The organism is Simiduia curdlanivorans (genome assembly GCF_030409605.1).
In the GTDB taxonomy this organism is placed as follows: Bacteria; Pseudomonadota; Gammaproteobacteria; order Pseudomonadales; family Cellvibrionaceae; genus Simiduia; species Simiduia curdlanivorans.
On sequence record NZ_JAUFQG010000004.1, the window covers coordinates 230,014 to 254,824 of the forward strand.

At 52.4% G+C, this 24,811-nt stretch carries 21 protein-coding genes and 1 other RNA gene; 10 read left to right on the top strand and 12 right to left on the bottom strand.

What is annotated here, in order from left to right; translation table 11 throughout:
- Positions 1–22: 22 nt before the first annotated feature.
- Together pepP and QWY82_RS01320 are read right to left on the bottom strand one after the other, a co-directional pair.
- Positions 23–1,369, bottom strand: coding sequence for a Xaa-Pro aminopeptidase (gene pepP / locus QWY82_RS01315; protein ID WP_290259318.1), 1,347 nt, complete (start codon positions 1,367–1,369; stop codon positions 23–25).
- A 17-nt stretch (positions 1,370–1,386) separates the two neighbouring features.
- Entirely contained in the window at positions 1,387–1,959 is a 573-nt protein-coding gene (locus tag QWY82_RS01320; RefSeq protein ID WP_290259319.1) for a UPF0149 family protein, read from the bottom strand.
- Between the two features lie 228 nt (positions 1,960–2,187).
- Between QWY82_RS01320 and QWY82_RS01325 the strand changes: the two genes are divergently transcribed.
- The 5 genes from QWY82_RS01325 (at position 2,188) to QWY82_RS01345 (ending at position 5,388) form a co-directional block, all read left to right on the top strand.
- The gene (locus QWY82_RS01325) at positions 2,188–2,397 is read left to right on the top strand and encodes a TIGR02449 family protein (RefSeq protein WP_290259320.1); all 210 of its coding nucleotides are present in this window, start codon (positions 2,188–2,190) and stop codon (positions 2,395–2,397) included.
- Positions 2,398–2,400: 3 nt separating this feature from the next.
- Entirely contained in the window at positions 2,401–2,697 is a 297-nt protein-coding gene (locus QWY82_RS01330; protein ID WP_290259321.1) for a cell division protein ZapA, read from the top strand.
- Positions 2,698–2,735: 38 nt separating this feature from the next.
- Positions 2,736–2,914: non-coding RNA, 6S RNA (gene ssrS / locus QWY82_RS01335), on the top strand.
- Between the two features lie 122 nt (positions 2,915–3,036).
- A complete protein-coding gene (locus QWY82_RS01340) occupies positions 3,037–3,642 on the top strand; it encodes a 5-formyltetrahydrofolate cyclo-ligase (RefSeq protein WP_290259323.1) in 606 nt (201 codons plus the stop codon).
- Positions 3,643–3,744: 102 nt separating this feature from the next.
- Positions 3,745–5,388: a methyl-accepting chemotaxis protein gene (locus QWY82_RS01345; protein WP_290259325.1), complete on the top strand. Its 1,644-nt coding sequence runs from the start codon at positions 3,745–3,747 to the stop codon at positions 5,386–5,388.
- A gap of 127 nt (positions 5,389–5,515) precedes the next feature.
- On the opposite strand, the gene QWY82_RS01350 is transcribed toward QWY82_RS01345, so the two are convergent.
- Positions 5,516–5,653, bottom strand: coding sequence for a hypothetical protein (locus QWY82_RS01350; protein WP_290259326.1), 138 nt, complete (start codon positions 5,651–5,653; stop codon positions 5,516–5,518).
- Between the two features lie 210 nt (positions 5,654–5,863).
- On the bottom strand, positions 5,864–7,390 hold the full coding sequence (ilvA, locus tag QWY82_RS01355) for a threonine ammonia-lyase, biosynthetic (RefSeq protein WP_290259327.1): 1,527 nt from the start codon (positions 7,388–7,390) through the stop codon (positions 5,864–5,866).
- Positions 7,391–7,535: 145 nt separating this feature from the next.
- Here ilvA and rpiA point away from each other — a divergent pair, with 145 nt between their 5' ends.
- The gene (gene rpiA / locus QWY82_RS01360) at positions 7,536–8,225 is read left to right on the top strand and encodes a ribose-5-phosphate isomerase RpiA (RefSeq protein ID WP_290259329.1); all 690 of its coding nucleotides are present in this window, start codon (positions 7,536–7,538) and stop codon (positions 8,223–8,225) included.
- Between the two features lie 172 nt (positions 8,226–8,397).
- Positions 8,398–8,826: a hypothetical protein gene (locus QWY82_RS01365; protein ID WP_290259330.1), complete on the top strand. Its 429-nt coding sequence runs from the start codon at positions 8,398–8,400 to the stop codon at positions 8,824–8,826.
- 56 nt (positions 8,827–8,882) lie between these two features.
- Here QWY82_RS01365 and QWY82_RS01370 read toward each other — a convergent pair whose 3' ends face one another.
- The 4 genes from QWY82_RS01370 to QWY82_RS01385 form a co-directional block, all read right to left on the bottom strand.
- A complete protein-coding gene (locus tag QWY82_RS01370) occupies positions 8,883–10,664 on the bottom strand; it encodes an ABCB family ABC transporter ATP-binding protein/permease (protein WP_290259332.1) in 1,782 nt (593 codons plus the stop codon).
- Between the two features lie 66 nt (positions 10,665–10,730).
- Complete coding sequence (locus QWY82_RS01375) at positions 10,731–11,402, bottom strand: cupin domain-containing protein (protein WP_290259333.1); 672 nt, start codon at positions 11,400–11,402, stop codon at positions 10,731–10,733.
- Positions 11,392–12,375 carry a DUF2860 family protein gene (locus tag QWY82_RS01380; RefSeq protein ID WP_290259335.1) on the bottom strand — a complete coding sequence of 328 codons (984 nt, stop codon included), beginning with the start codon at positions 12,373–12,375 and terminating at the stop codon, positions 11,392–11,394. The genes QWY82_RS01375 and QWY82_RS01380 overlap by 11 nt, the downstream gene beginning before the upstream one ends.
- 27 nt (positions 12,376–12,402) lie before the next feature.
- On the bottom strand, positions 12,403–13,278 hold the full coding sequence (locus tag QWY82_RS01385; RefSeq protein WP_290259337.1) for an alpha/beta fold hydrolase: 876 nt from the start codon (positions 13,276–13,278) through the stop codon (positions 12,403–12,405).
- A gap of 71 nt (positions 13,279–13,349) precedes the next feature.
- Here QWY82_RS01385 and QWY82_RS01390 point away from each other — a divergent pair, with 71 nt between their 5' ends.
- On the top strand, positions 13,350–15,221 hold the full coding sequence (locus tag QWY82_RS01390; RefSeq protein ID WP_290259338.1) for an N-acyl-D-amino-acid deacylase family protein: 1,872 nt from the start codon (positions 13,350–13,352) through the stop codon (positions 15,219–15,221).
- A gap of 36 nt (positions 15,222–15,257) precedes the next feature.
- Positions 15,258–16,478 carry a lipase family alpha/beta hydrolase gene (locus QWY82_RS01395; protein WP_290259339.1) on the top strand — a complete coding sequence of 407 codons (1,221 nt, stop codon included), beginning with the start codon at positions 15,258–15,260 and terminating at the stop codon, positions 16,476–16,478.
- Here the strand turns inward: QWY82_RS01395 and QWY82_RS01400 are convergent.
- Genes QWY82_RS01400 through QWY82_RS01415 form a run of 4 tightly spaced genes read right to left on the bottom strand, consistent with a single transcriptional unit; the run spans position 16,475 to position 19,615 of the window.
- Positions 16,475–16,867 (bottom strand): hypothetical protein, encoded by a 393-nt coding sequence (locus tag QWY82_RS01400; RefSeq protein WP_290259340.1) that lies wholly within the window; start codon positions 16,865–16,867, stop codon positions 16,475–16,477. The genes QWY82_RS01395 and QWY82_RS01400 overlap by 4 nt on opposite strands.
- A 19-nt stretch (positions 16,868–16,886) precedes the next feature.
- On the bottom strand, positions 16,887–17,771 hold the full coding sequence (locus tag QWY82_RS01405) for a hypothetical protein (RefSeq protein ID WP_290259341.1): 885 nt from the start codon (positions 17,769–17,771) through the stop codon (positions 16,887–16,889).
- A 14-nt stretch (positions 17,772–17,785) separates the two neighbouring features.
- Positions 17,786–18,994 carry a dipeptidase gene (locus QWY82_RS01410; RefSeq protein WP_290259342.1) on the bottom strand — a complete coding sequence of 403 codons (1,209 nt, stop codon included), beginning with the start codon at positions 18,992–18,994 and terminating at the stop codon, positions 17,786–17,788.
- A gap of 39 nt (positions 18,995–19,033) precedes the next feature.
- The gene (locus QWY82_RS01415) at positions 19,034–19,615 is read right to left on the bottom strand and encodes an NADPH-dependent FMN reductase (RefSeq protein WP_290259343.1); all 582 of its coding nucleotides are present in this window, start codon (positions 19,613–19,615) and stop codon (positions 19,034–19,036) included.
- A gap of 295 nt (positions 19,616–19,910) precedes the next feature.
- On the opposite strand from QWY82_RS01415, the gene QWY82_RS01420 reads away from it, so the two are divergent.
- Positions 19,911–24,806, top strand: coding sequence for an alpha-2-macroglobulin family protein (locus tag QWY82_RS01420; RefSeq protein WP_290259345.1), 4,896 nt, complete (start codon positions 19,911–19,913; stop codon positions 24,804–24,806).
- Positions 24,807–24,811 lie beyond the last annotated feature (5 nt).

The following is a 24,811-nucleotide window of genomic DNA, read 5'->3' on the forward strand; positions in this document are numbered from 1 at the left end:
CCTTTCATTAAAGCCTCGCCCGTTAAAGCAGCGAGCGCTGCGGCCCTTTCATTCTTGCGCTGGCCATTAGCTGTTCAATATCGCTGCAAGTTTTTGGCACGCCAGCGCTTAAGACTTCGCAACCATTTTTTGTGATCAAAACATCGTCTTCAATTCGAATGGCGAGCCCACGCCATTTTTTTGCCACCCGATCGTCATCGGGGTGAATATAAATTCCAGGTTCTACCGTCAGCACCATGCCGGGCTCGAGCACCCGCCATTGATCGCCGATGCGATAATCGCCTACATCGTGCACATCCATGCCGAGCCAATGACCGATGCGGTGCATGTAAAATGCTTTATAAGCACCGTTGGCGATAAGCTGTTCCGGCTCGCCGTGTAAGATACCCAAGGCGACTAAACCTTCGACCATGACTTGCACCGACGTTTCGTGCGCCTGGTTCCAATGCCCGCCGGGCCTTAAGGTTTCAATCGCCCGCAACTGCACCTGCAATACCAATTCATACAGCTGCTTTTGCGCTGGACTAAACACGCCGCTAACAGGGAAGGTGCGAGTAATATCGGCCGCATAACCCTGATATTCGCAACCGGCATCGATTAACACTAAATCGCCATCGCGCAACACACTGTGATTATCGATGTAGTGCAAGACACAGGCATTTCTACCACCGCCGACAATACTCGGGTAAGCCGGTGCTCGGGCGCCATTGCGGGTAAATTCATAAATCAGTTCTGCCTCTAGTGCATACTCCATCATACCGGGCACACAAGCTTGCATGGCTCGACAATGCCCCGCCGCCGATATCTCACAAGCGGTTTTTAGCAATCGAATTTCGGCTGCACTTTTATATAGACGCATGTCGTGCAGCAGGTGATCTAAGTCTAAAAATTCGCCCGGCGGCACAGCGCCGCTACCGACGTTTTCGCGAATGACATTGATCCAGTTCATCACCCGGCGATCAAATAATGGGTCGCGACCCATGGCGTAATAAACCCTATCCCGGCCTTCAATTAAGCCCGGTAAAATATCGTCGATGTCATCGATGGGAAAGGCATCGTCGGCACTGTGGCTGGCCAATACACCCTCTGGACCGGCGCGAAGGCCATCCCAAATTTCTCGCTCGGGATTGCGCTCCCGGCAAAACAAAACAAACTGGCCATGGCTGCGACCGGGGAGTAAAACCAAAACGGCTTCCGGCTCAACAAAGCCCGTGAGGTACAAAAAATTGCTGTCCGGTCGAAACGGGTACTCGATATCTCGGCTGCGAGTTTTCACGCTAGCGGTGGGCACAATAGCGATGCTATTGGGCTCCATCATCGCCATCAGCTTATCGCGACGCCGAGCAAATTCCGTTTTATTGATAGCCATACTCGACCAAGGCAACCTCAATGAAGTTTGTGCTTGGCAGCGAACTCGATATACAAGGTCAACACCGCCACGCGCAGGTATTCTACAACTTCCAGGTAATTAGCTTCCGCCTCCTCTGGGCTAGATTCGGCATCGACCTCGATTTGCGCCAGCGCCGCAATATCGCGCAAGGCCTCTGCCGCCTCGGCAGAAAACGTCTGATTGCCCTTGATGCCAGCGCCGCCGAAGCCATGCAGAAAGCTGCTGCACCAGCCGGCCAGAGATTGCACGCGCATGTCCAGATCAATGTGATCGCTCGGCAGGAGTAGATCTAAACTAAAACCGTCGCCTTTCAACTCGTCTTTGCTGGCACTTAATAAGGCATCCAGCGCCTCGGTGGTTAAAGGGTCGAGATTTTCCACATCCATTAATTGCTTTGCCAGCTCATACCATTGCGGCTGCTCCAAGGGCGCGCCGGCACTTAGGCGCCCGCACACCACACCTTGCAAATCCGTGGGACTAGCGAGGGAGTTACACTGCAACAAAAGATCGGCAAAGTCGTCGAAATCGGGCAGGGCGGAGCTGTTTTGGGACGGGTCTTGAGGGTTCATGAAAGCTTCCTAATTCTAACTGGCGCCAATGCTATCACGATTGCTCGCAAGGCTTTATTCACTGCCCACAAAGAACCGCCCCAATCTGCAACTTTTTAACTAAAAACTTGTTTGTTTACCGCAACCTAGCTCACATCAACTAGAATTTACTTCAACAATGATTGACCCTCGCCCATCCCGTGCATATAGTGGTCGATTATTACACTGCCCAAACTGCAAGAGTTACCCATGGCCGCATCACAGTTAGCCCAATTGGAAGCCAAGCTGAACCAGCTCATCGAGCTGTGTCAGCGCTTAGATCGGGAAAATACAGGGCTGAAAGCCCGTGAAGCCACTTGGCAACAAGAAAAGCTACGCCTAGTCGAGAAAAACGAACTGGCGCGCACGCGGGTCGAGGCCATGATCAAGCGCTTGAAAAGTTTGGAAGCTGAGGGCTAAGCCATGAGTAAACCATCCGGCAACGCCGTGCTTGTACGTATCTTAGACCGCGAGTATCAGGTGGCCTGCCCACCCGAAGAGCGCGCGGCGCTGCAGGATGCCGCCAAGCAGCTCGATGAGCGCATGCGCGACATTCGCTCGTCTGGGCATGTGATTGGGCTGGAGCGTATCGCGGTGATGGCGGCACTCAACCTCAGCCACGAACTTATCCAATCTAGCAAGTCAGGCGCCGCTAATGCCGCTCCCGATTTGACCCCGCTATTGAGCCGACTCGATAAAACCTTGGCGCAATTCGAATAAATCCTATTTCTAACCGTTGGTTTTACGTTAAACTTCACATCTCCCTGAGATGTTCGTTTGTTCGGTAAGTCCTCGAGCCGATAAATTTGCAACCGGCGGAGTCTTGCTGGTGTTGGTGTGCATGTCCGCGCGTCGGAAAGCCTAATGCGCCACAGATTCCGCCACCTTGAACCGTCGGGTTCAAGGCCGAACCGGCTACGGCATTCTCGGGGTCCTTTTTATTGCATTAGTTATAAGCCTCGCATTGGTTGCAGCCAGTTTATAACCATTTCATTGACAGCGATTTCATTTGCAGCGATTTCATAGAAGGTTGGCCAATTTAGCCTGGACCTCTTTCCCATGACTATCAACCCAGCCACCGGCACCGATCAAAAAAAACAGTTGCGCCTAAGGTTGCGCCAATTGAGGCGTTCGCTTACGCCGGCTCAACAACAACGCGCCGCTGCCTCACTCGCTCAACACCTAAGCCAACACCTCTGGTTCCGGCAAGCAAAACACATTGCTTTCTACCTGCCCAACGATGGTGAAATAGACCCAACTCCCTTGTTAGAACTGGCGCTAGCCCAGGGTAAACACTGCTATTTACCCGTGGTCATGAGCGGGGGAAAACTGCAATTTCGGGCTCTTGAGGTGGGCACGCGCCTGACGATAAATAAATACAATATTATCGAGCCTGACCTCGGTGCGCGGGTAAGACCCGTCTGGCTACTGAACCTAATTCTATTACCCCTCGTGGGCTTTGATCTGCACGGCAATAGGCTCGGCATGGGCGGCGGCTACTATGACCGCACGCTTGCCGCGGTAAAGGGCCGGCCAACACCGAGCCGGCGCCGCGTTGGCCTAGCCCATCAGTGCCAGCGGCTGGCATCGCTCGACGGCGACTGCTGGGATATTCCACTCGCCGCTATCGCCACCGACAAAGCCTTTCGTTTAATCGGCAACTGAGCTAGGCCCTGCCTATACTCACATTCGGCGTATTAAGTTATCGCCGGTGCAGCCGATATAACTTAAACCCGCTATTTACCCCACATTGCGAGAGGGAGCCCCATGAGCTGGTTTCAAAACCTGTCATTTCGCTGGAAAATTAGTCTACCGGTCATTCTATTGCTTAGCTTGTTGGTACTGGTGAGCATCAACGGCGTGGTAATTCAAAATACCCTCGCGGACGATACCAAACAACTCAGTCAGAACTATATTTCTGCTCTTGATTTGTTGCTCCAGTCCGATCGAGACATGTATCAGGCCCAAGCCGCCGAACGCGGGCTGATTTTCTTGGATGCCAGCCACAGTGGCTACAGCGATTTGCGCGATGCCTTCGACGAAAATCAACAACAAGCGCTAGAGCGGGCACTGCGGGCGGCAAGCCTATCGCCGGCCATCGCCAACATTGCTCCGCCAGAAAAGCTCAAAGCCTTGCACGAAGACTGGGTTGAGTCCGCCAGCGCGAATTTGAGGCAGCGCTCCCTTACCGAAGCCGGCGACACAACCATTCTACGCGCCAGCTTCGGCGATACAGCTAACAAATTTAGCGAATTGAGATCGCTGCTGGATAGAGCCGGCGAAGCCCACCAAAACGCCATAGACGCTTTTGTGAAGCAAGCCGATACCGACGTAGCCAACGCGCAATTTCGCACCAGTATTTTAGTGGTCGGTGGCGGCCTCGTTGGCCTGGCCATACTGATCATTCTGCCGCCCCTATTAACTCAGGCGCTGGTGCAGATTAACGCCACCATGGCCGATATAGCCGATGGCGACGGCGACCTCACCAGTCGAACACGCCTTACCAGCCACGATGAGCTAGGCAGCCTTTCACGTAGTTTTAACCGCTTTATGGATAAGCTGCAGCACACCATTGGCACCGCCAAAACGGATTCCGCCAAAGTGTTTACCGCGGCCAATGAAATGAGCGAGTTAGGCGAGGCCAATCGCATTGCCATGTCGGCTCAAAATAACGCCATTCGCGCGGTGGTGAGTGCCGTGGGCGAACTGTCCAAAACCGTGGCCGAGATTGCAGAAAATACCAATATGACCGCCGATCAAGCCAGAACAGCCAACGAACTTACGGTTAAGGGCTCCAGTATCGTCAACACCACTAAAGAGCAGATTGCCACCCTAGCCAAACAAGTTGACGCCACCTCAGCCCTGATCACCACCGTACAACAGCAGGCCAGCGATGCGAACTCCGTATTAGATGTGATCAGAGGCATTGCCGAACAAACCAACCTACTCGCACTTAACGCCGCTATTGAGGCTGCTCGCGCGGGCGAGCAAGGTCGAGGCTTCGCCGTGGTGGCCGATGAAGTACGCACCCTGGCCAGCAAGACCCAAGACTCCACTCAGCACATTCAACAAATGCTGGGTGCGCTGCAAAATGGTGTGACCAGTGCTGTGAATGCCATGCAAACGGCATCTAAAGATGCTCTTTCAACCGTCGATTCGGCGCGCGATGCCAATCAGGCTCTAGACGCGATCAACAACGCGGTGGAGAAAATCACCCAAATGTCGATTCAAATCGCCACTGCAGCGGAAGAGCAAAGCGCCGTGATCAATGAGGTGAACGACAATATGGGCAGCATCGACACCCAGTCGATGGAGACGACGGGCCGCATCGGGCAAGCCGCCAATGCCAGCAGGGGCCTAAACGAGCTAACCACCAACTTACAAAAACTCTTAGCCGGCTTTAAATGCTAGCGCAGCACTAGCGAACCTAAAGTAAGCGCACACACGAAAAAGGCGAGCCAAATTTTGGCTCGCCTTTTTCGTACATCTATTTTTCTACACCTTTACCACACCAGCGTATGGGGCTGGGGTGCTATCCTTAGCGAGTCGCGACACCTTGCATCAGCGCGGTGGGCGTCTCTGGCTCTTGCTCAAACAAACTGCTGTTGGTGAGACCCGTAACCAATACCCCGAGGGCAAACACTAATGCGGTGATTGTCAGCACGTCGGCTTTCATGACATCACCTTTCTTTTTAATAGTTAACACTGTTAGCACAAAACAAACTGACCATAAAACAGTCAGAGGTCGTCTTTATACCGTAAACATCTAAAAACCCCAAGACCTTACTGCAAGATCTGTGAATTTTTATACTACACCGAGTGTTTCTCACACTAAAGTGGCAATACACCTAAGTGTGAATGCGGTCACAGGTGAGTTAGCACTTACTTAAAGACCATTTGAGCCAAGAAAAAACGTATAAGCGGGATTTTGGGTTTCATCCCAGTAGGGATAGCCCAGCTCATCTAAAAACCCCCTCATGGCCGAGAACTCGGCCGGCGGTATCTCCATGCCAACCAGCACCCGCCCGTAGGCAGCGCCGTGATTGCGATAGTGAAACAGTGTGATATTCCAGCGCCCCGCCACCTTGGTCAGGAAGTTATACAGCGCCCCAGGCCGCTCCGGGAACTCGAAGCGCAGCACCCGCTCGTGCTCCACGTGCGGCGCCTTGCCCCCCACCATATGGCGAATATGCAGCTTAGCCATCTCGTTATCGGTCATATCGGCCACGGGATAACCCAGCTTGCTAAGATCCTCCACCAAATCTATGCGGTCCTGCGGGTCGGTACTCACGGCCACGCCAACAAAAATACGCGCCGCGCTTTTGTCGCCATAGCGATAGTTAAATTCAGTGATATTGCGCTTGCCGATGGCTTTGCAAAACTGCTTGTAGGCGCCGGGCTTTTCGGGAATGGTCACCGCTAAAATCGCCTCGCGCTTTTCACCAATTTCGGTGCGCTCGGAGATATAGCGCAGGCGATCGAAATTGGTGTTGGCGCCACTCACGATGGCCACCAGCGTATTGTCCTTCAACCCTTGCTCGGCCACGTATTTTTTCATGCCCGCCAGCGCTAAGGCGCCGGCCGGCTCGGCAATAGAGCGGGTATCTTCAAAGATATCCTTGATCGCGGCACAGATTTCATCGGTGCTAACAGTCATGCAGCTGTCTACGGTTTTGCGCAATATCCGAAACGGCTCTTTGCCTATTTGCGCCACCGCCACGCCATCGGCAAACAGCCCCACTTGCGGTAGCACCACGCGCTTGCCCTTCTCCATAGCGGCTTTAAGGCAGGCGGCATCCTCGGGCTCCACGGCGATGATCTTAATATCTGGGCGCACATATTTAATGTAAGCCGCCACCCCGGCACACAAACCGCCTCCGCCTACGGGCAGGAAAATGGCGTCTATCGGCCCCGTGCACTGGCGTAAAATTTCTAAGCCAATGGTGCCCTGCCCGGCGATAACATCTGGGTCGTCGTAGGGCGGCACATAGGTCATGCCCTTTTCTTGCACCAATTTCTGCGCGAAAGCCGATGCCTCGTCGAAGGCGTCGCCATGCAAAACCACTTTCGCACCGCGCGCGCGCACCGCATCCACTTTAATCGCCGGCGTGGTGCGCGGCATCACAATAGTGGCCTTAATCCCCATTTTTTGGGCACCCAAGGCGAGGCCCTGTGCATGATTACCGGCCGAGGCAGCCACCACACCCGCATCTCTTTCCGCTTGTGAAAGCTGTAGCAGCTTGTTGTAGGCGCCACGAATTTTAAAAGAGAAAACCGGCTGAAGATCTTCGCGCTTGAATAACACACGATTTCCCAGCCGCGTGCTCATACCACGCGCATCATCCAAGGGCGTTTCAACAGCCACATCGTAGATGCGAGCATTCAATATGCGTTTTATATAGGTTTCGGGCATGGTAAAAAGTCGTTCTCGGAAATATTTGGCGTATTTTGAGGAAGCCACGCAATAAAATCTGGCAATGCGCCATGGTAAACAATTTCGGAGGCGCCATCACCCCTTAACCACGTTATAATCCACCCATTCGACATGGGAAGCCCGTATGAACCAAGATCAACTCAAACAAGCCGTAGCGCGTGCTGCGGTGGATTACATCAAACCCAAGCTGGAAAGCAACAGTATCGTCGGCGTAGGCACTGGCTCTACCGCTAACTTTTTCATCGATTATTTGGCCGAAATCAAAGGCCTGTTCGATGGCGCGGTTGCCAGTTCAGAGGCTTCAGCCGAGCGGTTGCGGCAAAAGGGTGTTGTGGTTTACGACCTCAACGCGGTCGATCATATCTGCGTTTACGTCGACGGCGCCGATGAAACCAACCCGCAACTGCACTTAATCAAAGGCGGCGGCGCCGCTTTAACCCGGGAAAAAATCGTCGCCGCGGTGGCCGATGAGTTTGTCTGTATCGCCGATGGCTCCAAGTGGGTGGAAACCCTCGGCGCCTTCCCGCTACCGGTAGAAGTAATTCCCATGTCGCGCTCGCACGTTGCCCGCGAACTGGTAAAGCTCGGCGGCGATCCGGTCTATCGCAAAGGCGTGATTACCGACAATGGCAATGAAATTTTGGATGTGCACAACCTGCACATTGCCGATGCCCTAAGCGTCGAGCTGGCTATCAACCAAATTGTCGGGGTTGTCACCAATGGCTTGTTTGCGCATCGCCCAGCGGATCTATTATTGCTCGGTACCGAGTCCGGCGTTAAAACGCTTCGCGCCCATGTTGAATCCGGTATCTAACCAAAGGTTAAACGCCGGATAATATAGGCGATAGAGCGGTGAGGACATGCAAAACACGACCCGCTTCTCATCGCCCCAGTTTAAAATCCAGCAAACTGACATCGGCAAACGATATAAACACAGTTAGATCTTCACACAGCCACTAGGTATTCACACAGCTAAAAGGTTCACTATGAAAAAAGTTGCGCGCCTCATTGCCCTCGCTCTCGCCATAAACCTCAGCGCTTGCGGGTATTTTTTATACCCAGAGCGAGTCGGCCAAAACAGCGGTGACGTAGACCCAACCGTTGTTATTCTCGATGCCGCTGGCTTGCTGTTCGGTATCTTACCCGGTGTTGTGGCCTTTGCGGTTGACATCACCACCGGCGCCATTTATTTGCCGCCAGGCGGTACTTCTGCGGTTGAAAAGCACACGAAAAAATTAACCCAGCTCGACCTGGAAACAACAGATAAGCAAGTGTCCGCCAAACAACGCGCACGCATTGCAAAGGAGCTCAGTGCGCTTACCCATCAACCCATCGCGCCGGAAGACTTGGTGTTTTACCAAAGCCAACCCGCCAAGGTGGTACTCGCACAAGCAAATTTAAGCGCGCAATTGTAGGCGTCAACACCCTCACACTCAAAAGCCCAACAGCCTGGGCTTTTGAGTGATTTTTATTAAACCCCCGCCTGCTGCGCTTGCCATAACCGCGCATACTGCCCGCCCAAGGCAAGCAGCGTTAAATGGTCGCCCTGCTCAACCACCGCGCCCTTATCCAGCACGATGATTTTATCGGCGTTGACCACTGTCGATAAGCGATGCGCAATCACCAGCGCCGTATGATCGGTGGATACCCTATCGATTGCGGATAATATGGACTTTTCCGCGTGGCTATCTAAGGAAGAAGTCGCTTCATCAAAAATCCAAATAGGCGGCCGCTTTAATAACGTGCGCGCAATGGCCACACGCTGCTTTTCGCCACCCGAGAGCTTTAAGCCTCGCTCGCCAACAAGCGTATCCCAGCCCTGGGGCAACTGTTCGATGAAGGGTTGCAGATGGGATAACGCTATCGCCTCTTGTATGTCCTGGTCTGACGCACCGATGCGCCCATAGCGAATATTGTCCACGATGGAGCCATTGAATAGCACCGTATCCTGCGGCACCACACCCAATGCCGCACGCAGGGAGGCTTGGGTCACCGTTGCAATATCTTGACCGTCGATGCTGATCAAGCCCGAGTTGCGTTCGTAGAAACGGAATAATAATTTAAACAGCGTCGATTTACCGGCACCGCTGGCGCCGACAATGGCGACCTTTTGTTTCGGCTCCACCACGAAACTTAAATCTCGCAGAATGGGTCTTTCGGGGCTGTAAGAAAAGCACACCTTGTCAAAGACAAGGCGGCCGGCAGCCACTGTCAAGGGCTGCGCATCCTCCGCATCAATCACTTTTGGTTTCAGCTTCAAAAGTTCAAACATATGCTCGATGCTGGCAAAAGCACCCTTCATCTCGCGATAGACGAAACCCAAAAAATTGAGCGGCATAAATATTTGCATCATGAAGGCATTCACCAAGACAAAATCACCAATGGTCATCGCCCCCGCTCTCACATTAACCGCGGCTAACACCATCATCGCCGTCATGGCGCCAGCCACAATAAACGCCTGACCACCATTGAGTGCAAACAAACTTAATCGATTACTGCGTCGCGCCTGCTCCCACGCGGCTAGCTCTGTGTCGTAGCACTTAGCTTCATAGCGCTCATTGCCAAAGTACTTAACGGTTTCAAAATTCAACAAGCTATCCACGGCCCGCGCACTGCTTGCAGACTCCGCCTTGTTCGCCTGGCGGATAAAACCGGTTCGCCACTCGGTGGCCCAAATGGAGTAGGCGACATAAGCGACAATAGAAACCAAGGTGATCAAGGCGAAGCCGACATCGTAGTTGATCAAGAGAATGACAATAACCATGCCCACTTCCAATAGGGTAGGCACAATGTTGAACACCATAAAACGAAGCAGAAAGCTAATGCCCGCATTGCCGCGCTCGATATCGCGCGACAAACCACCGGTGCGCCTATCGAGGTGAAACGCCAAATCTAAATGATGTAAGTGCTCGAACACTTGCAAACCAATGCGGCGCATCGCTCGCTCGGTGACCCGGCCAAACAAGGTGTCGCGCAGTTCGCCGAATAACACATTTGCCAAACGCACAGCGCCATAGGCCAACAATAGGCCTAAGGGCAAAGCTAAAACCGAGGCGGCATCGCCGGCCGCGGATAAATCATCAACCAGATATTTTAAGATAAAGGGCAAGCCCACACTGGCTAATTTGGCGCCGATGAGAAATGCCAAGGCCAAGCCAATACGCAATCGATGCTCCAACAAATAAGGCACCAGCGTCTTTAAGGTTGTCCAACTGATCTGGCCCGGTTCGACATCGTGCTTAGAGTGACGCATATTCATTTCTCATTGGTTGACGCCGTAAATGGCATCGCTGAAGGCGAACATAGTTAAAGGCGCTCATTATAAATGCCCGGTTTTAACCCAAATCACGGTGTCTAGATCCACAAAAGGTGTGTGACTGCTGAGGTGGGGGCTGCGTATCCAGGTGCCGGTAGGATAACTGCCGTGCTCATCGCGAAAAATGCCCGAAAGCACCAATATTTCTTCGCCACCGAAATGCGTATGAGGTTGAAACACTTCACCGGCGGGCCATTTAACCAGGGCTACATTTTCTGTTCCACATTGGTGTAAGGGCATGACTTCCAAATTACCGTAACCTTGGCGCCAGCTTTGTTGATGGGTATTCAGCACCAAAGGGGTTAGATCATCCGGTTGAAACTGGTGTAGCTTTACAAACAACAGGCAGCCGTCTTTGCTAAACGGTGCGTGTCGTGTGTTAGGTGGATTGCGTAAATAAGTGCCGGCAGGATAGTCACCGTTTTCATCGGAAAAGGTGCCTTCGAGCACAAAAATTTCTTCACCGCCCGGATGATTGTGGGCCGGAAAGCTCGCGCCGGCCCGATACTGCACAATACTCGTGGCATGACCGCCCTCTCGCCCCTGCCGCGCTAAGGGCTTGCGCCGCACCTCTGGTTGGGCGCTGGCAATCCAAGGCTGTGCTTGGCTATCTATAACAACCTTAACCGACAAATCCATATGGAGATTGGTCGGTGTAAGGGCGTTAGAAGGCATAATTCAAGCCGGTTGCAAACACCGAACCGGTTTCATCAAAAAAGCCAATGTTACTATCGCGCTGGTGACGGCTGGCAATCACGCTAAATGCGGTATCCTGCCAACCAAAGGGTGTGGCAAAGAAATAGCCAACGAATAATTTCACCCGATCATCGGCTTGCGCCTGACCAAAAATAGGGTTGGCTGTTTGATGATCATATTGCTCAAAACCAATATTGCCGACAAAAGTATGCCGCCCCCTGCGATGGGTCGCATTGACTTCAAAACCAATAGCACCGTAACTGTTGGCGTCGCCATCGGCGTCGCGATCAAAATAATAAAGCGACGGCGTGATAAACGTCGCTCGAGATAAGGGCAAGAAAAATTCCAGTGCTGAATAAGTATAAGTGGCGTTGCGGCGCAATAACGCTTGTTGCTCGGCTGAAACACTCGAGCCGCTGCGCTCATCATCCACGTCCAGCTGGCCATAGCCTAGCTCTATACCAAAACCGGTGCCGCCAATGCGTTCCAATTTGCCGCGCACAGCGTTTAACGTCTGCTTGGTCTTGCGCCTATCTGCACCCACAAGGTAGGGGTCGCGCCAAATATCTTCGGGGATAAGGCTGGGAATATAAGCGAGTATCAATGTCGATTGATTGTCAAAAAAATGTTTGTAGCCAAGCTCACCGCTGAACCGGCCTTGGGCGGCGTTGGAGCGGCTGACACCGGCGTAAACTTGATCGCTCAATCCATCAAAGGTGTAGGTAACATTGCCCATAAGCGCGGGCATGACACGTTGGGTCGACTCTGCCTTGTCGTTTAAGCTGGTGAGTTTCGCCTCACTATTGTCATTGGCCGACACCAAAGACTGCTGCCCCAACACCGCCACCCCTAACAGCATGTCGCCCGCCAAACCCGACGCTTTCGGCGCAAAAGATTGAGCCAAGGCAAAACACGGTAATGCCAATAAACAAACGATAGAAAAGTATTTCACAACTGCATCCCAATAAAAAAACGATAGTTAAAGTTCAATTTGATCGTGAAACGCAAAAAACGCATCCAGCACACGTTGCGGCGCTTCCAGCTGCGGGTAGTGGCCAACGTCCGCTAATTCCGATAAAAAGTCTAATCGACAGGCCAAATATTTATAGCGCTGTACTAAATGCGCACCTGACACGGGATCGACCGAGCCATTAATAAGTGCCAAGGGTATCGGCGAGTGCTGCAAGGGCGCCAACCAGCGCTGGCGATTCACTCTGCGGTCGGTAATATAACGCATCAACCGGTACAGCTGGGATTGCCCACCGCCATAGCACAGGTTGTTCCAAAATTGATCCAATACCTCATCACTTGGTCTTGTGGCATGGGCAAATACTTTGACGAAACTGCGCTTAAACTGGCCTCTCCCGCTGCAGCGATTTACTAACCAGCCGAACGGGCCGAGCAATAGTTTTTGAATCAATAAGGTACGATGAGTCTCGGGAAATAGACCACCGTTGAGAAAACAAGCCGAGCGATAAACAACCTTTGCCTGTTGAAGTTGCTGACGGGCTAAAAGCTCCTGAACCACCGAATCGCCATAATCGTGGGCGAGTAAGTGGCACTCGTTAATATCCAAGTGCTTTAACAATGCCTCGACAATGCTGGCTTGCTCGAGCAAGGCGTATTGATGCTGGCGCGGCTTATCGCTGTGGCCAAAGCCCAATAGATCCAAGGCAATTAGATGATAGCGCTGTTCCAATGCCGGCCATAAGCTCGCCCAATCCCAACTAGAGGTTGGAAAACCATGAATAAGCACTAAACTCGGTGTCCTACTATTGCCGCTCTGGCGATAGAAAATCTGATGGCCAAGCAACTGTACTTGCTCACCACTGGCATACCACTGATCGCTGTCCATCGTATTGTCTATTGGCAAATGAGCGCCTAGGATGCACTTATCATCCAAGCAACTCAACAATAAGACTCGCCATGACGCAGCACTGGGATTTACTCATACGTAACGCCAAATTCTTCGACGGCTCGGGCCAGGCCGGCTACATCACCGACCTCGCCATTGAAGCGGGCAGGGTTGCTGCCATAGGCTCAAACCTAGACAGACAATCGGCAAGCAGCGTGATAGACGCCGACGGTCAATGGCTCATGCCCGGCCTACTCGATATCCACACCCACTATGATTTGGAAGTCGAGCTAGCGCCGGGCTTACCTGAATCTGTCCGCCACGGCACCACCACCGTGGTGGTGGCCAATTGCAGCCTAGGCCTCGCCTTCGGTGCTCAGCGACGCGATGGCAAAGACCCTATCGTCGATTGCTTTGCCCGGGTTGAAAACATTCCCAAACCTGTACTGTCCGCTTGCGCCGATAAAGCCACTTGGCAAACACCGCGCGAGTATTTAGCGCACTTAGACACCCTCGCTCTAGGGCCAAACATCGTAGCGCTGCTACCCCACTCTATGTTGCGCATTGAAGTGATGGGCTTCGACGCCAGTGTCGAACGCGACGCCAGCGCCGAAGAATTGGCGCAGATGCAATCGATACTGACCGATGCCCTCGACGCCGGTTTTGTCGGCCTATCTACTGACGGCCTTCCGTTTCACTACCTCGCCAATCAACCCAACACCCACAAAACCATTCCGACCCAATTTGCCCCCTACAGCGAATTAAAAGCGCTCACTCAAGTGGTGCGAGAAAAAAATGGCGTCTGGCAAGCCACGCCGCCGAAAGACAGCCCAATCGATACCATAAAAAATTTTCTACTCACCAGCGCCAAGCTGCACGGTAAAGCACTGACCACCACAGTGGTTGCCGCTCTGGATGTACAGGCGAATCGCAACATTGTAAAACTAGCCAAAACCCTAGCCTGGGCTTTTAACTCAAGATTATTAGCGGGCGACTTTCACCTGCAGGCGCTCGCAGCGCCCTTTAAAGTGTGGGCCGACGGCCCTATCACACCCTTAGCCGAAGAAATTCCCGAACTGCGCCGGCTCAATGAGCCCGATCTGGAGGCACGCGCGGAGCGCCTCGCGCTACTCAATGACGAAGCGTTCATCAGCCAATTTAAAACCATGTGGTTAAAAGGGAAATCCGGGTTCAACATCGCGCGGGTAAAAAGATTGCTGCGCCTAGAGGATTACGCCTTTAACCGCTGTTTGGCCGATATGACCATAGATCGCTGCCCACTAACCCAGTGGCAGGGAAAAAATTTGCAGCAAATATTCGAATTGGTGCTGCTCGTGAACAACGGCACCTTAGATTACCTTAGCGAAGACGCGAGTTTGGCTTTAATTCGCAAAGACTTCGCACAGGTGCGCGACGAAGCCGATTTTATCTTGCAAATACTGCGCAGTTTTGACACGGACCTTAGTTGGTATACGGTATCGGCCAATCGCGATATCGACACAGTGCGGGCGCTCATCATGCACCCAAAACTGTTACCCGGTTTTAACGACTGCGGCGCACACCTAAACAACATGGCTTTCTACGACGGCAACTTGCGCGCCCTACAACTGGCGGCATTAGGCGGTGAGCAAGATCTGGCCTACATGGTTAAGCGCTTAACCCGCGATCCGGCCAAGGTATTTAAAGTCAATGCCGGCACGCTCAACATCGGCGACAGGGCTGATTGTATTTTAATCGACCCTGAGCAACTCTTAAGTTACAACAGCGATGCCAATACCCAGCGTATCTATCGAGATGCCTTTCAACATGAGCAGCTGGTGAACCGGTCCGATGGCGTTGTCAGCCACGTTATCATTGCCGGAAAAGTCATCAGGCAAAACAATACATTCTGTCAAAGTTTCCAACGCGAGCGGTTTGGCTCGACGCTGTTAAAAAATAATTAGAGCAATCATGAAAACATACACAAGGAAGCATATTGTATGAACAATCAGCTAAGAAAAATTGCCTTGGTCGGCTTAAGCCTTACACTAAGCGCTTGCGGCAACTTCATCGGACTTAAGCAAAACATCGAGACCATAGACCGAGACTATATCAGTATCAAGGGTGTGGTTAGCAGTAAAGATTGCCCAGATTGCGCCATCATGATCGCCGTGCTGTCAAACGCGGATAGCGCGGCATTGAGTCGCTATAGCATTGCTAAAATAGGTGAGGTGTTTGATTTTAAAGTACCGCGTCAAGACAATCGCGCCTTCCTCTTTGCCGACCGCAATCAAAACTTCACCTATGACAAAGGTGAAAGCTACGCTTGGCTAGCACTCGACGCTATCGAGCAGGATGCTAGCTCTCGCCCTCTGCAGATAGACCTAAAAAATGTGCAGCAACAAGCGCCTACCTATGCCCTAGGCAACCTTCTTTCCACACAACAACAATCCATCCCGTTACAAAAAGCCAAGGTGACAAAGCTCAGCAATCCAATTTTTAACCAAGAAAGCGCCTCGCAGGGTATGTGGCGACCCGCTGAATTTATCTTAGCCGGCAAGGCAGGCATTTACTTTTTAGGCGAATATTCCGCAGCCAAAGAACCGGTGCTTTTTGTCCATGGTATCGCTGGCAACCCGTCGGAGTTTTCCTCCTTCATCAACCAGCTCGATCATTCAAAGTACCAAGCATGGGTTTTCTTCTATCCTTCAGGGCTAGCGCTGAAAAATGTTGCGCAAGGGCTTGAAAGCTTGATGACAGAAATTTTTATTCGCTATAAGCCCAAACGCGCGCATCTTGTTGCGCACAGTATGGGCGGCCTAGTGACGCGCGAATACCTCGGTTTATGTGGCGCGGCCGCGAGCTGTTCGCCATGGGCAAGCTACACCACTATCGCCTCGCCCTTTGGTGGTCATGCCAGCGCCCAGGGCGGCGTAGACTACTCGCCAGTGGTTATGCCGGTGTGGAATGACATGGCGCCTAGCAGTCAATTTCTACAGCAGCTGCCAATATCTCCGCTGCCAAAAGATCTTAAACATCACCTCGTCATCGCCTATCTTGCCGGCGAGAGTAGCGATAGTGTGATAGAAATTGCGAGCCAACTGCACCAACCTATTCAAGAAAAGGCTGGCGCAGTGCGGGGCTTTGAGGGCTCCCACACCGGCGTACTAAAAGACCAAGCGCTGATCGATTATGTCATGGCTATTTGGCAAGAAAACTAACGAGCCAAACGTAAACTCATCACCGTTACGAGCGCCCAAACCCAGTTGAAGAATAGTACTAACACCGGCGTTAAATACCCCAAACTCATGCCGGCAATACCCTTGCCGGCAAAGTAGGGAAATACCACAAACAACTGAAAAGCCGTGGGAAAGAGGCTGAGTAAAAGCGCCTTGGTCATTGGCTGGCTATTCAACAGGGGCAAGGCAAATAGAAAGCCCCATAAACCGCCCCAAACGACACGAGGATAGATCCAATGCGCCGTTAACGCCGGTGCAATGGATACGCCCATATTTTGGCTAATACCAAAATGACCAAACGCCCAAACGGTCAAACTATTCGCTAATGCGCCTATGGCACCAGCGGCAAAACACAGCATTAATGTTTTCATTTTTCTTTCTCGAGTCTCGTTAAAGCAATTGGTAATGCCAACCTTGCTTACCGTCGGGGCAGGCAGAGAACAGAATCCTATTGCCATTTTTATTTTTCCGCTCGCCGAAGACACTCAGCTTCGCGCACTGCTGGTTATTTTCTTGGAACCACGACTCCAGCGTGACAGTGCCGGACAGGCCAGTTTTTACTTGGTAACTTTCTGCCAACCCAAGCTGACGCCGGGCCAACACGCTATCCGCCGTCTGAGTGATCGCCGCGATATCGGCGTCGGTTAACTTCTCACCACCAATCAACAATTCACTGGCGCCAAGTAATAAATCAAAGGGCATTTTGAGCACGCCGCTAAACATGCCTTTGATCGCGCCCTCAGAGGCCTTTTTACCGGCAACACCGGCTTTATCTACTAAATTTTCAGCTTGTGTCAACATCAGCGGCACTTCTTGCCGCAAGGCTTGGCTTTCTGCTAGTACCGGCGGAATCGAATCGAGCACAGCGGGAATAGCGGCCCGCACGGCGGCAACTTCGGCGAGCACCTTGGGCAATTGCGCGTCCAGCGCTTGAACCTGCGCCAACACCAAGGGCAATTGTTTATCCAAGCTTTGCCGCATTGCCGCCACCTCTTCTAGGGTGGCGGGGGTAGACTCATTCAAATAAGTTTGCGTCGATTGCCATGACGCCAGCACCTTGGGCACTTCTGTCTCGGCTAGCGTAACGCTCTTGTTAACCTCACCCCGCCAGCGCTCTGACTCCTCTAGCAAAGCCGGCAAATAAGGTTCCAATAGCTGCACGGCGGTAACCACTTGTCGCACCTGCCAAGCAAAATAAGCTAGGGCAAAGGCCAAACAAAATAGACTCGCCGCTAAAACCAAGCGCAAGCTATTAGTCAGTTGCTGTGGCGCCATAGTGCTCACCGGCCTTAAGATTTAGCTTGCTGCGCGGCAAAACGCTCTACAGACTCCATCACCCGCAACACATTGCCACCCAAAATTTTAGCGATGTCGGCCTCCTTATAACCTCGCCTTAAGAGCTCTGCGACCAACACGGGGAAAGTCGATACATCTTTTAACCCGTTGGGTAGTGAATCGCCAACGCCATCGTAGTCCGAGCCCAAACCGACATGATCAACACCGACAAGCTTGACGGCATAGTCTATGTGATCAGCAACATCGCTGGTACTTGCGAAGGGGTAGGGAAAACGTGCTTTATACGTGTCTTCAAATTGCTTCGCCGCCGCTGCGGTTAGGTTTCCACCCTGGAGTGCCTCAAAGGCCTTCTTCGCTTCGTCTTCTTTATGACTCCACTGCACGGCCTTATCCGTTAAAAAATAACTGCCGAAGTTAATCATAATAACGCCGCCGTTTTTCGCCAGCGCCTTCAGCATCTTGTCATCCACATTGCGCTCAAGGCCTGGGGTGAAATGACGCAAAGATGAGTGCGAGGCAATAACGGGCACTTGCGACACTTTAATAGCTTGATAAAAAGCGGCGTCGGAGACATGGGAAACATCCACCATAATACCCACGCGATTCATCTCTTTAACCAATTGCACACCAAAGGGGCTCAGGCCTTCCCATATTTTCGTCTTGTCGTAGGATGAGTCGGAAATATGGTTAGCTTTAGAATGGGTCAAGGTAATGTAGCGAATGCCGCGGTTGTAAAAGTGCTGAACATTTTTCAAATCGCCTTCGATGGCGGCACCATTTTCGATACCCATGGGCAGCGAGATCTTGCCCGCCTTATGGTTATTGCGAATATCGGCGGCTGTGCGCGCGATGGCAAACTTATCGGGGGCGCGATAAACGATGGCCTCAACTTGATCAATCAATACATCTGCTAGCGCTTTGGCTCCCTTGCCCTCTTTAGCGGCGGGAATATAGATCGACATAAAGGGCGCATCTAAACCACCAGCACGGGCGCGCGGATAATCAAAATCTCCTCCGGCCGTGGCTTGGGTGACATCCTGCCATTCTTCCTGTAAGCGGTAAGGCACATCGATGTGACCATCGACAATAGGATATTTTTGCACAAGTTTTTTTGCTTCCGCGCTAAAATCCTTGGCCATAACCAAAGCCGGTAATGCCATTAAGCATAACGCTAATAATTTACCCATAAACTGATTCATCATTTTCTCTTAGCCTTATTGATGTTTATGTAAAGTTGCGACTTAAGACATACCGTTGGTGAAATCACCCATAGTCGCTAGCGCTAACTTGCGCACTGGCTTCATGGCCTCCGCATAGGCCTTCAACAAATTGACCGCGTATTCGGTGCGTGCCGCTAAATAACTATCGCTCTTGGTGGGCTCCTCGCTCTGCCACAGATCCCCGGCGTTGCGGTAAATCAGATGCTCGGGCAAATACAGGAGCCGGGAATTTTTATAGCTACTCGTGCGCATTTCGTTGATCACATAGGCGCCCCCGGCACTGGCGGAAACCGCGATCAACAGCGCCGGCTTGTGTGCCAGCTCGGTTAAGCCATTCCACAAAAAGAAATTTTTGATCGCAGACGGCGCCATGCCATTCCACTCGGGCACCACTATCACTAAGGCATCGGCGGCCTCGACGCGGGCTTTAACCGACTTTACGTCGTCGCGCTCGAAGCCGGTGCCATCCCACTCGGGCAAAGGCTTATCCGCCATGTGCAGCAGGTCAGCGGCACCCTCAAAATAACGGCTATTGACGATACCGGCGAGACGAGAGGATTGAGAGTCTTGGCGCTGGCTGGCAGCAACAATTAGGGTTTTCATAGCGATGAGCCTTCCGATGACAAAGGTGCAAATTATAGGAACTTTGAGCCTAAGTAAAATTGCAATTTATCCGGCGATAGCCGGATTTCGCACAAGAAAGCACCAACGCCGGCTCGGCAACCGGCCAAGTATTTCAGCCCTACTGGCCGATGGGCAAGGAGGGTGACGCCTGCGACTAGCAAGCCGTTTCATGAACTGGCCACAATTCATCACAATTGATCAGCTAATTACCTTATCGCCAGCCCGCTGAGCCGCTATGATTCGCCTGTTAATCTTTAACCTTAGGAAAACCGTCATGAAATGGATGTTGCCGCTTTTAACCCTGCTGTTACTAGGCTGTAGCCAAGACAAGTCTACCGAGGCCAACATTGAATCGACGCAGCCTGAAGCCGCCTTCAACTTGGCCCAGGTAAAGCAAGACTACCCAGACACAGCCCTGTCGGTTTTAGACGTGTCCGAGCGCGATCTAGACGGCCGCAACGCCATTGCCGTTACCCTGTCGGTACCGATTAACCCTGAGGACAATATTCAACGCTATTTTAGTATTAGCAGCAAAGGCGGCGCCTTGGTCGATGGCGCTTGGGCCGTTTCAAAAAGCGGCAAAACCGTTTGGTTCCCCTATACCGAACCCAACACCGAATACGAAATCACCACCTATCAAGGCCTAGTCGCCGCCAACGGCCAACGGCTCGCCAGCAATCACTTTACCGCGTTGCGCACGCGCCACTTAAACCCAAGTTTTAACTTCGACACCCGAGGTCATTTCCTGAGTGCAGGCATTGGTAACGGCCTGCCCATTTCCAGCGTTAACGTGAATGACATTAACATCGATTTTTTTCGCATTGACAGCGATAACATCAGCCGCTTTTTGCAAGAGATGCACCAACGCGGCAACTACTATTGGGGCGTCGATGAGCTAACCCAACTGGGCGAACTAGTATACAGCGGCCGCTACCAGCTCGACGGCGAGAAAAATACCCGCACCCAGCGCAGCATCGACGTCGGCAACAACCCGGCCTTGAAAAACGCTGGCGTCTATCTCGCAGTGATGAGCGCGGCAGGCAAGTACGATGACAAACAGCTGGTCTGGTTCGCCGTCACCGACCTCGGCCTGCACGCGCGCCAATATCAAAACCAACTCGACGTTTACGTCTCCTCGTTAAATTCAGGCACAGCGTTGGAATCGGTCACGGTTCGGCTCTTGAATGCGCAATCAACCTTATTGAGCGAGCGAACCACCACACCCGACGGCTTGGCGAGCTTCACCCCCATAGACAACAGCGCGGAATTGATCGTAGCTCAGCAAGGCGATCACTACTCGGTGGTTGAAGTTCGGAAACCGGCGCTGGATTTATCTGAATTTGATTTAGGAAAACGGCCGCAACTGCCAGTGGAATTATTCGTTTACACGCCGCGCGATTTATTTCGCCCCGGTGAAGTTATCGATTTCAATGGCCTCATTCGCGACGGCGATGGCCGTCACGCGGCCGCCACTGTACTCAACGCAGAATTGCGCAGCCCCGACGGCAGCAGCGTAAAAAGCTTTAAGTGGCAAGCGCAGGCAGCCGGCTACTATCACTACCCCTGGCAAGTACCCAGCAATGCCATGCTCGGCAACTGGCAGCTCATTGTCACCGGCAGCTTGAGGCAACCGGTGAGTTATAGCTTTAAGGTGGAGGAATTTTTACCCGAGCGGATGAAGTTGAACTTTAATCTAAACGCAGAGGCCACAGAAGGCGCGCGCATTGTCAGCCAAGCGCAAGAGACTATTACCGTACCGGTATTAGGCGAATATCTCTATGGCGCGCCGGCGGCGGGTAATCGCTTAAGCACACAAGTATTTGTTAAACCTTGGCGCAACCCGGTTGAGGCCTTAAAACATTACAGCTTCGGCAATGTTAACGAAGCAAACCTAAAACAGGAGTTTGATCTCGAGGATATCAACCTCGACGAGCAAGGCCAGGCGCTACTCAAAATCGACTCACAATGGCGCTCGGCACAATCGCCGCTGCAAGTAAAATTAATTAGCAGCTTGTATGAGTCAGGTGGCCGGCCCGTCTCGCGCGCTTACTCCACCTTGGTTTGGCCGCATGAATACTTGATCGGCATCCAAGCGGAATTTGGCGATAAAAATCCCGAGGCCAATAGTCGAGTTAATTTTGACCTAATAAAAGCATCGCTATCCGGCGCACTCGCCAATGCCACTAATATCGACATAAAACTGATTCAAGAAGACCGACAATACTTCTGGGTTTACGACAACAACCAAGGCTGGCACTACGAATGGACCGACAAAGAATTTGTCGAACAAAGCCGGACTATTGATTTATCCGGTGACCAACCGACGCGCTTGCAGCTGCCCGTCAATTACGGCAGCTACCGGCTCGAAGCCCGCGATCCAGATTCAGGCCAAATAACCAGTATTCGCTTTTATGCCGGCTACGATTGGTATAGCCGCTGGCAGGATAGCCAATCCGGCGATGCCACCGCGCGGCCAGACAAAGTTATTATCGCACTGGATAAGGCACACTACCGCGCCGGCGATATTGCCCAAGTTAACATCCTACCGCCCAGCGCCGGCGAAGCGCTGATTATGGTGGAGGGCGATGGCCCGCTGTGGATGAAGCGCATCAGCATTGAAAAAGAGGGCACAACCCTCGGCATTCCCATCGACAAAAACTGGCGTCAACACAATCTCTACGTCACCGCCTTGGTGTTGCAGCCAGGTGAGCAGAAAAATCTTATCACCCCCACGCGCAGTTTTGGTCTGGCACACTTAGCGCTCGATCGAAGTAAACGCAAACTTGCCATTTCTCTCGATGTGGCGGAAAAAATTCTGCCCGAGCAAACCTATCACGTTAACCTTGAGGTGACATCGAACGGCGGTAACGCGCCGAGTGGCGATGTCTTTGTCACCCTTGCCGCCGTCGATGTCGGCGTATTGAGCATCAGTAACTTTCAAACACCTGATCCTTTCGCACACTTTTTTGGCCAGCGACGCTATAGCGTCGATAGCCGGGATATCTATGGCAACCTGATTGAAGTGAACAATGCCGCAAAAGCAACACTGCGTTTCGGCGGCGATAGCGACATCAGTCGCGGCGGTAAAGAGCCCCAGTCGGAAGTGCAAATTGTGTCGCTGTTTAGCGGCCCCATTAAACTCGACAATGGCAAGGCCAATATTGCCCTGCAAATTCCAGATTTTAACGGCCGCCTGCGGCTCATGGCCGTGGCATTTTCCGACCAAGCCTTTGGCAGCACCGAGGCCGAAGTCACCGTCGCCGCCCCCATAGTCACACAGTTATCACTGCCGCGTTTCCTGGCCTTAGGCGATAGCGCCTCGCTCGCCCTCGATGTGCACAACCTAAGTGATGCCGAGCAAAAGCTTGAGGTAAAACTCAGCGCCGATGGCCCGATAAAAATGTCGGCGGGCTCAAAAACCCTAAGCTTGGCCGACAAAGAAAAAGCCACACTACTCTTTCCCATCGAGGCTACAGGCTATAGCGGCGCAGCCACTGTTTCGCTAACAGTTTCCGGCAATACAACCGACACCTTTAGCCGACACTGGCAGCTCGGCGTGCGGCCGGCCTACCCAGCCGTGATCAAGCAAGAAACAAAAACGCTAAATAATAAAGAGGTATTTCAACTCAGTGGCGAGCAGATAAAAGATTTATTGCCAGACTCAGTGCAAGCTTCGGTAAGTGCGTCGTCGCAAGTTAATTTAAATATCGACAGCCAGCTGAAAAATCTACTCGCCTACCCCTACGGCTGCCTGGAGCAGACCAGCAGCCGCGCCTATCCCTTAACCTTTGCCAGCCAAGAAAATCAACGGCGCTTTCACCTGCCGGTTATCGAAGACGCAAAGCGCTTTGATATGATCGAGAAAGGCATAGATCATATAGCCACCCTGCAACTCAGCAACGGCGGCTTTGGCCTGTGGAGCAACAGCTCCAGCGAAGAGCATTGGCTGACCGCCTATGTGGCCGACTTTTTACTCAATGCGCGAGCGGCGGGTATTGCCGTGGCACCAGAGCTGATCGATAAAACCCTGCGCCGGTTAACCCAGTACATTAGCCGCTCTGGCAGTTTCGTCGATCAGCGCTGGAGTGAAGATAGCAGGCACTACACTTTCGCCTATAAAGCTTACGCAGCCTACGTGCTGGCGCAGGTAAACCAAGCGCCACTCGGCGCCCTGCGCTCACTGCACGACAACCAACTCAAGCACGCCAAAACCGGCTTGGCCAAGGTGCAGCTAGGGCTTGCCTTAGTGCGTATGGGCGACGCCACGCGCGGTAATGCAGCAATCAAAGAGGGGCTAGCAACAAAATCAGATGGCCGGCAATACTACGGTGACTACGGCAGCGAGATTCGCGACAGTGCGATGATCATTCACCTACTGCTAGAAAATAATCTGTACACCTCAGAAGCCGCAACGCTGAGTTTTAGCTTGGCACAGCAACTCAGAAGCCAGCAATGGTTCAGCACCCAGGAGCGCAACGCGTTATTTTTAGCGGGGATATCGCTACAGAGCCACCTTGCCAACAGCTGGCAAGCCAAGGTCATACTTGGTGCCGCTGAAACTGCCATCGACCAAGATAGCGGCTATCAAAAAAATCTAAGCAGCGCAGACTTAACCGCCGGTTTTAGTATTACCTCGTTAAACGACAAGCCGATTTTTGTGTCCAGCATGATCAGCGGCTACAGCAAGACCAAACCCGCCGCACACAGCGAAGGCTTGCAGATAGAGCGAACTTGGTACGACAAATCGGGTCAGCCGGTGCAACCCAGTCAAGTTTCCGTGGGTGAGCTCTTTATTGTGCACCTTCGGGTTAGCGCCGATAAGCGAACGCCCGATGCACTAGTGGTTGATTTGCTGCCAGCAGGTTTCGAATTGGAAAATCAAAATTTAGACAGCGCCATCAAACTGGATAACTTCAGTGTCGATCAGCAACCGCTAGCGCAACTCCTCAACAATACCCAACTTAAACACCAAGAGTACCGCGATGATCGCTATGTTGCGGCGCTCGACGTTAACCACTACCAAGCCGCACATTTGTTTTATTTAATGCGCGCGGTCACGCCAGGTACTTACCAAGTACCCTCGCCCTTGGTGGAAGATATGTATCGGCCCGAGCGCCGGGGACTGGGCGAAACCATGGATCGCATTACCATTAATAACGTCGCTAAATAATGCAG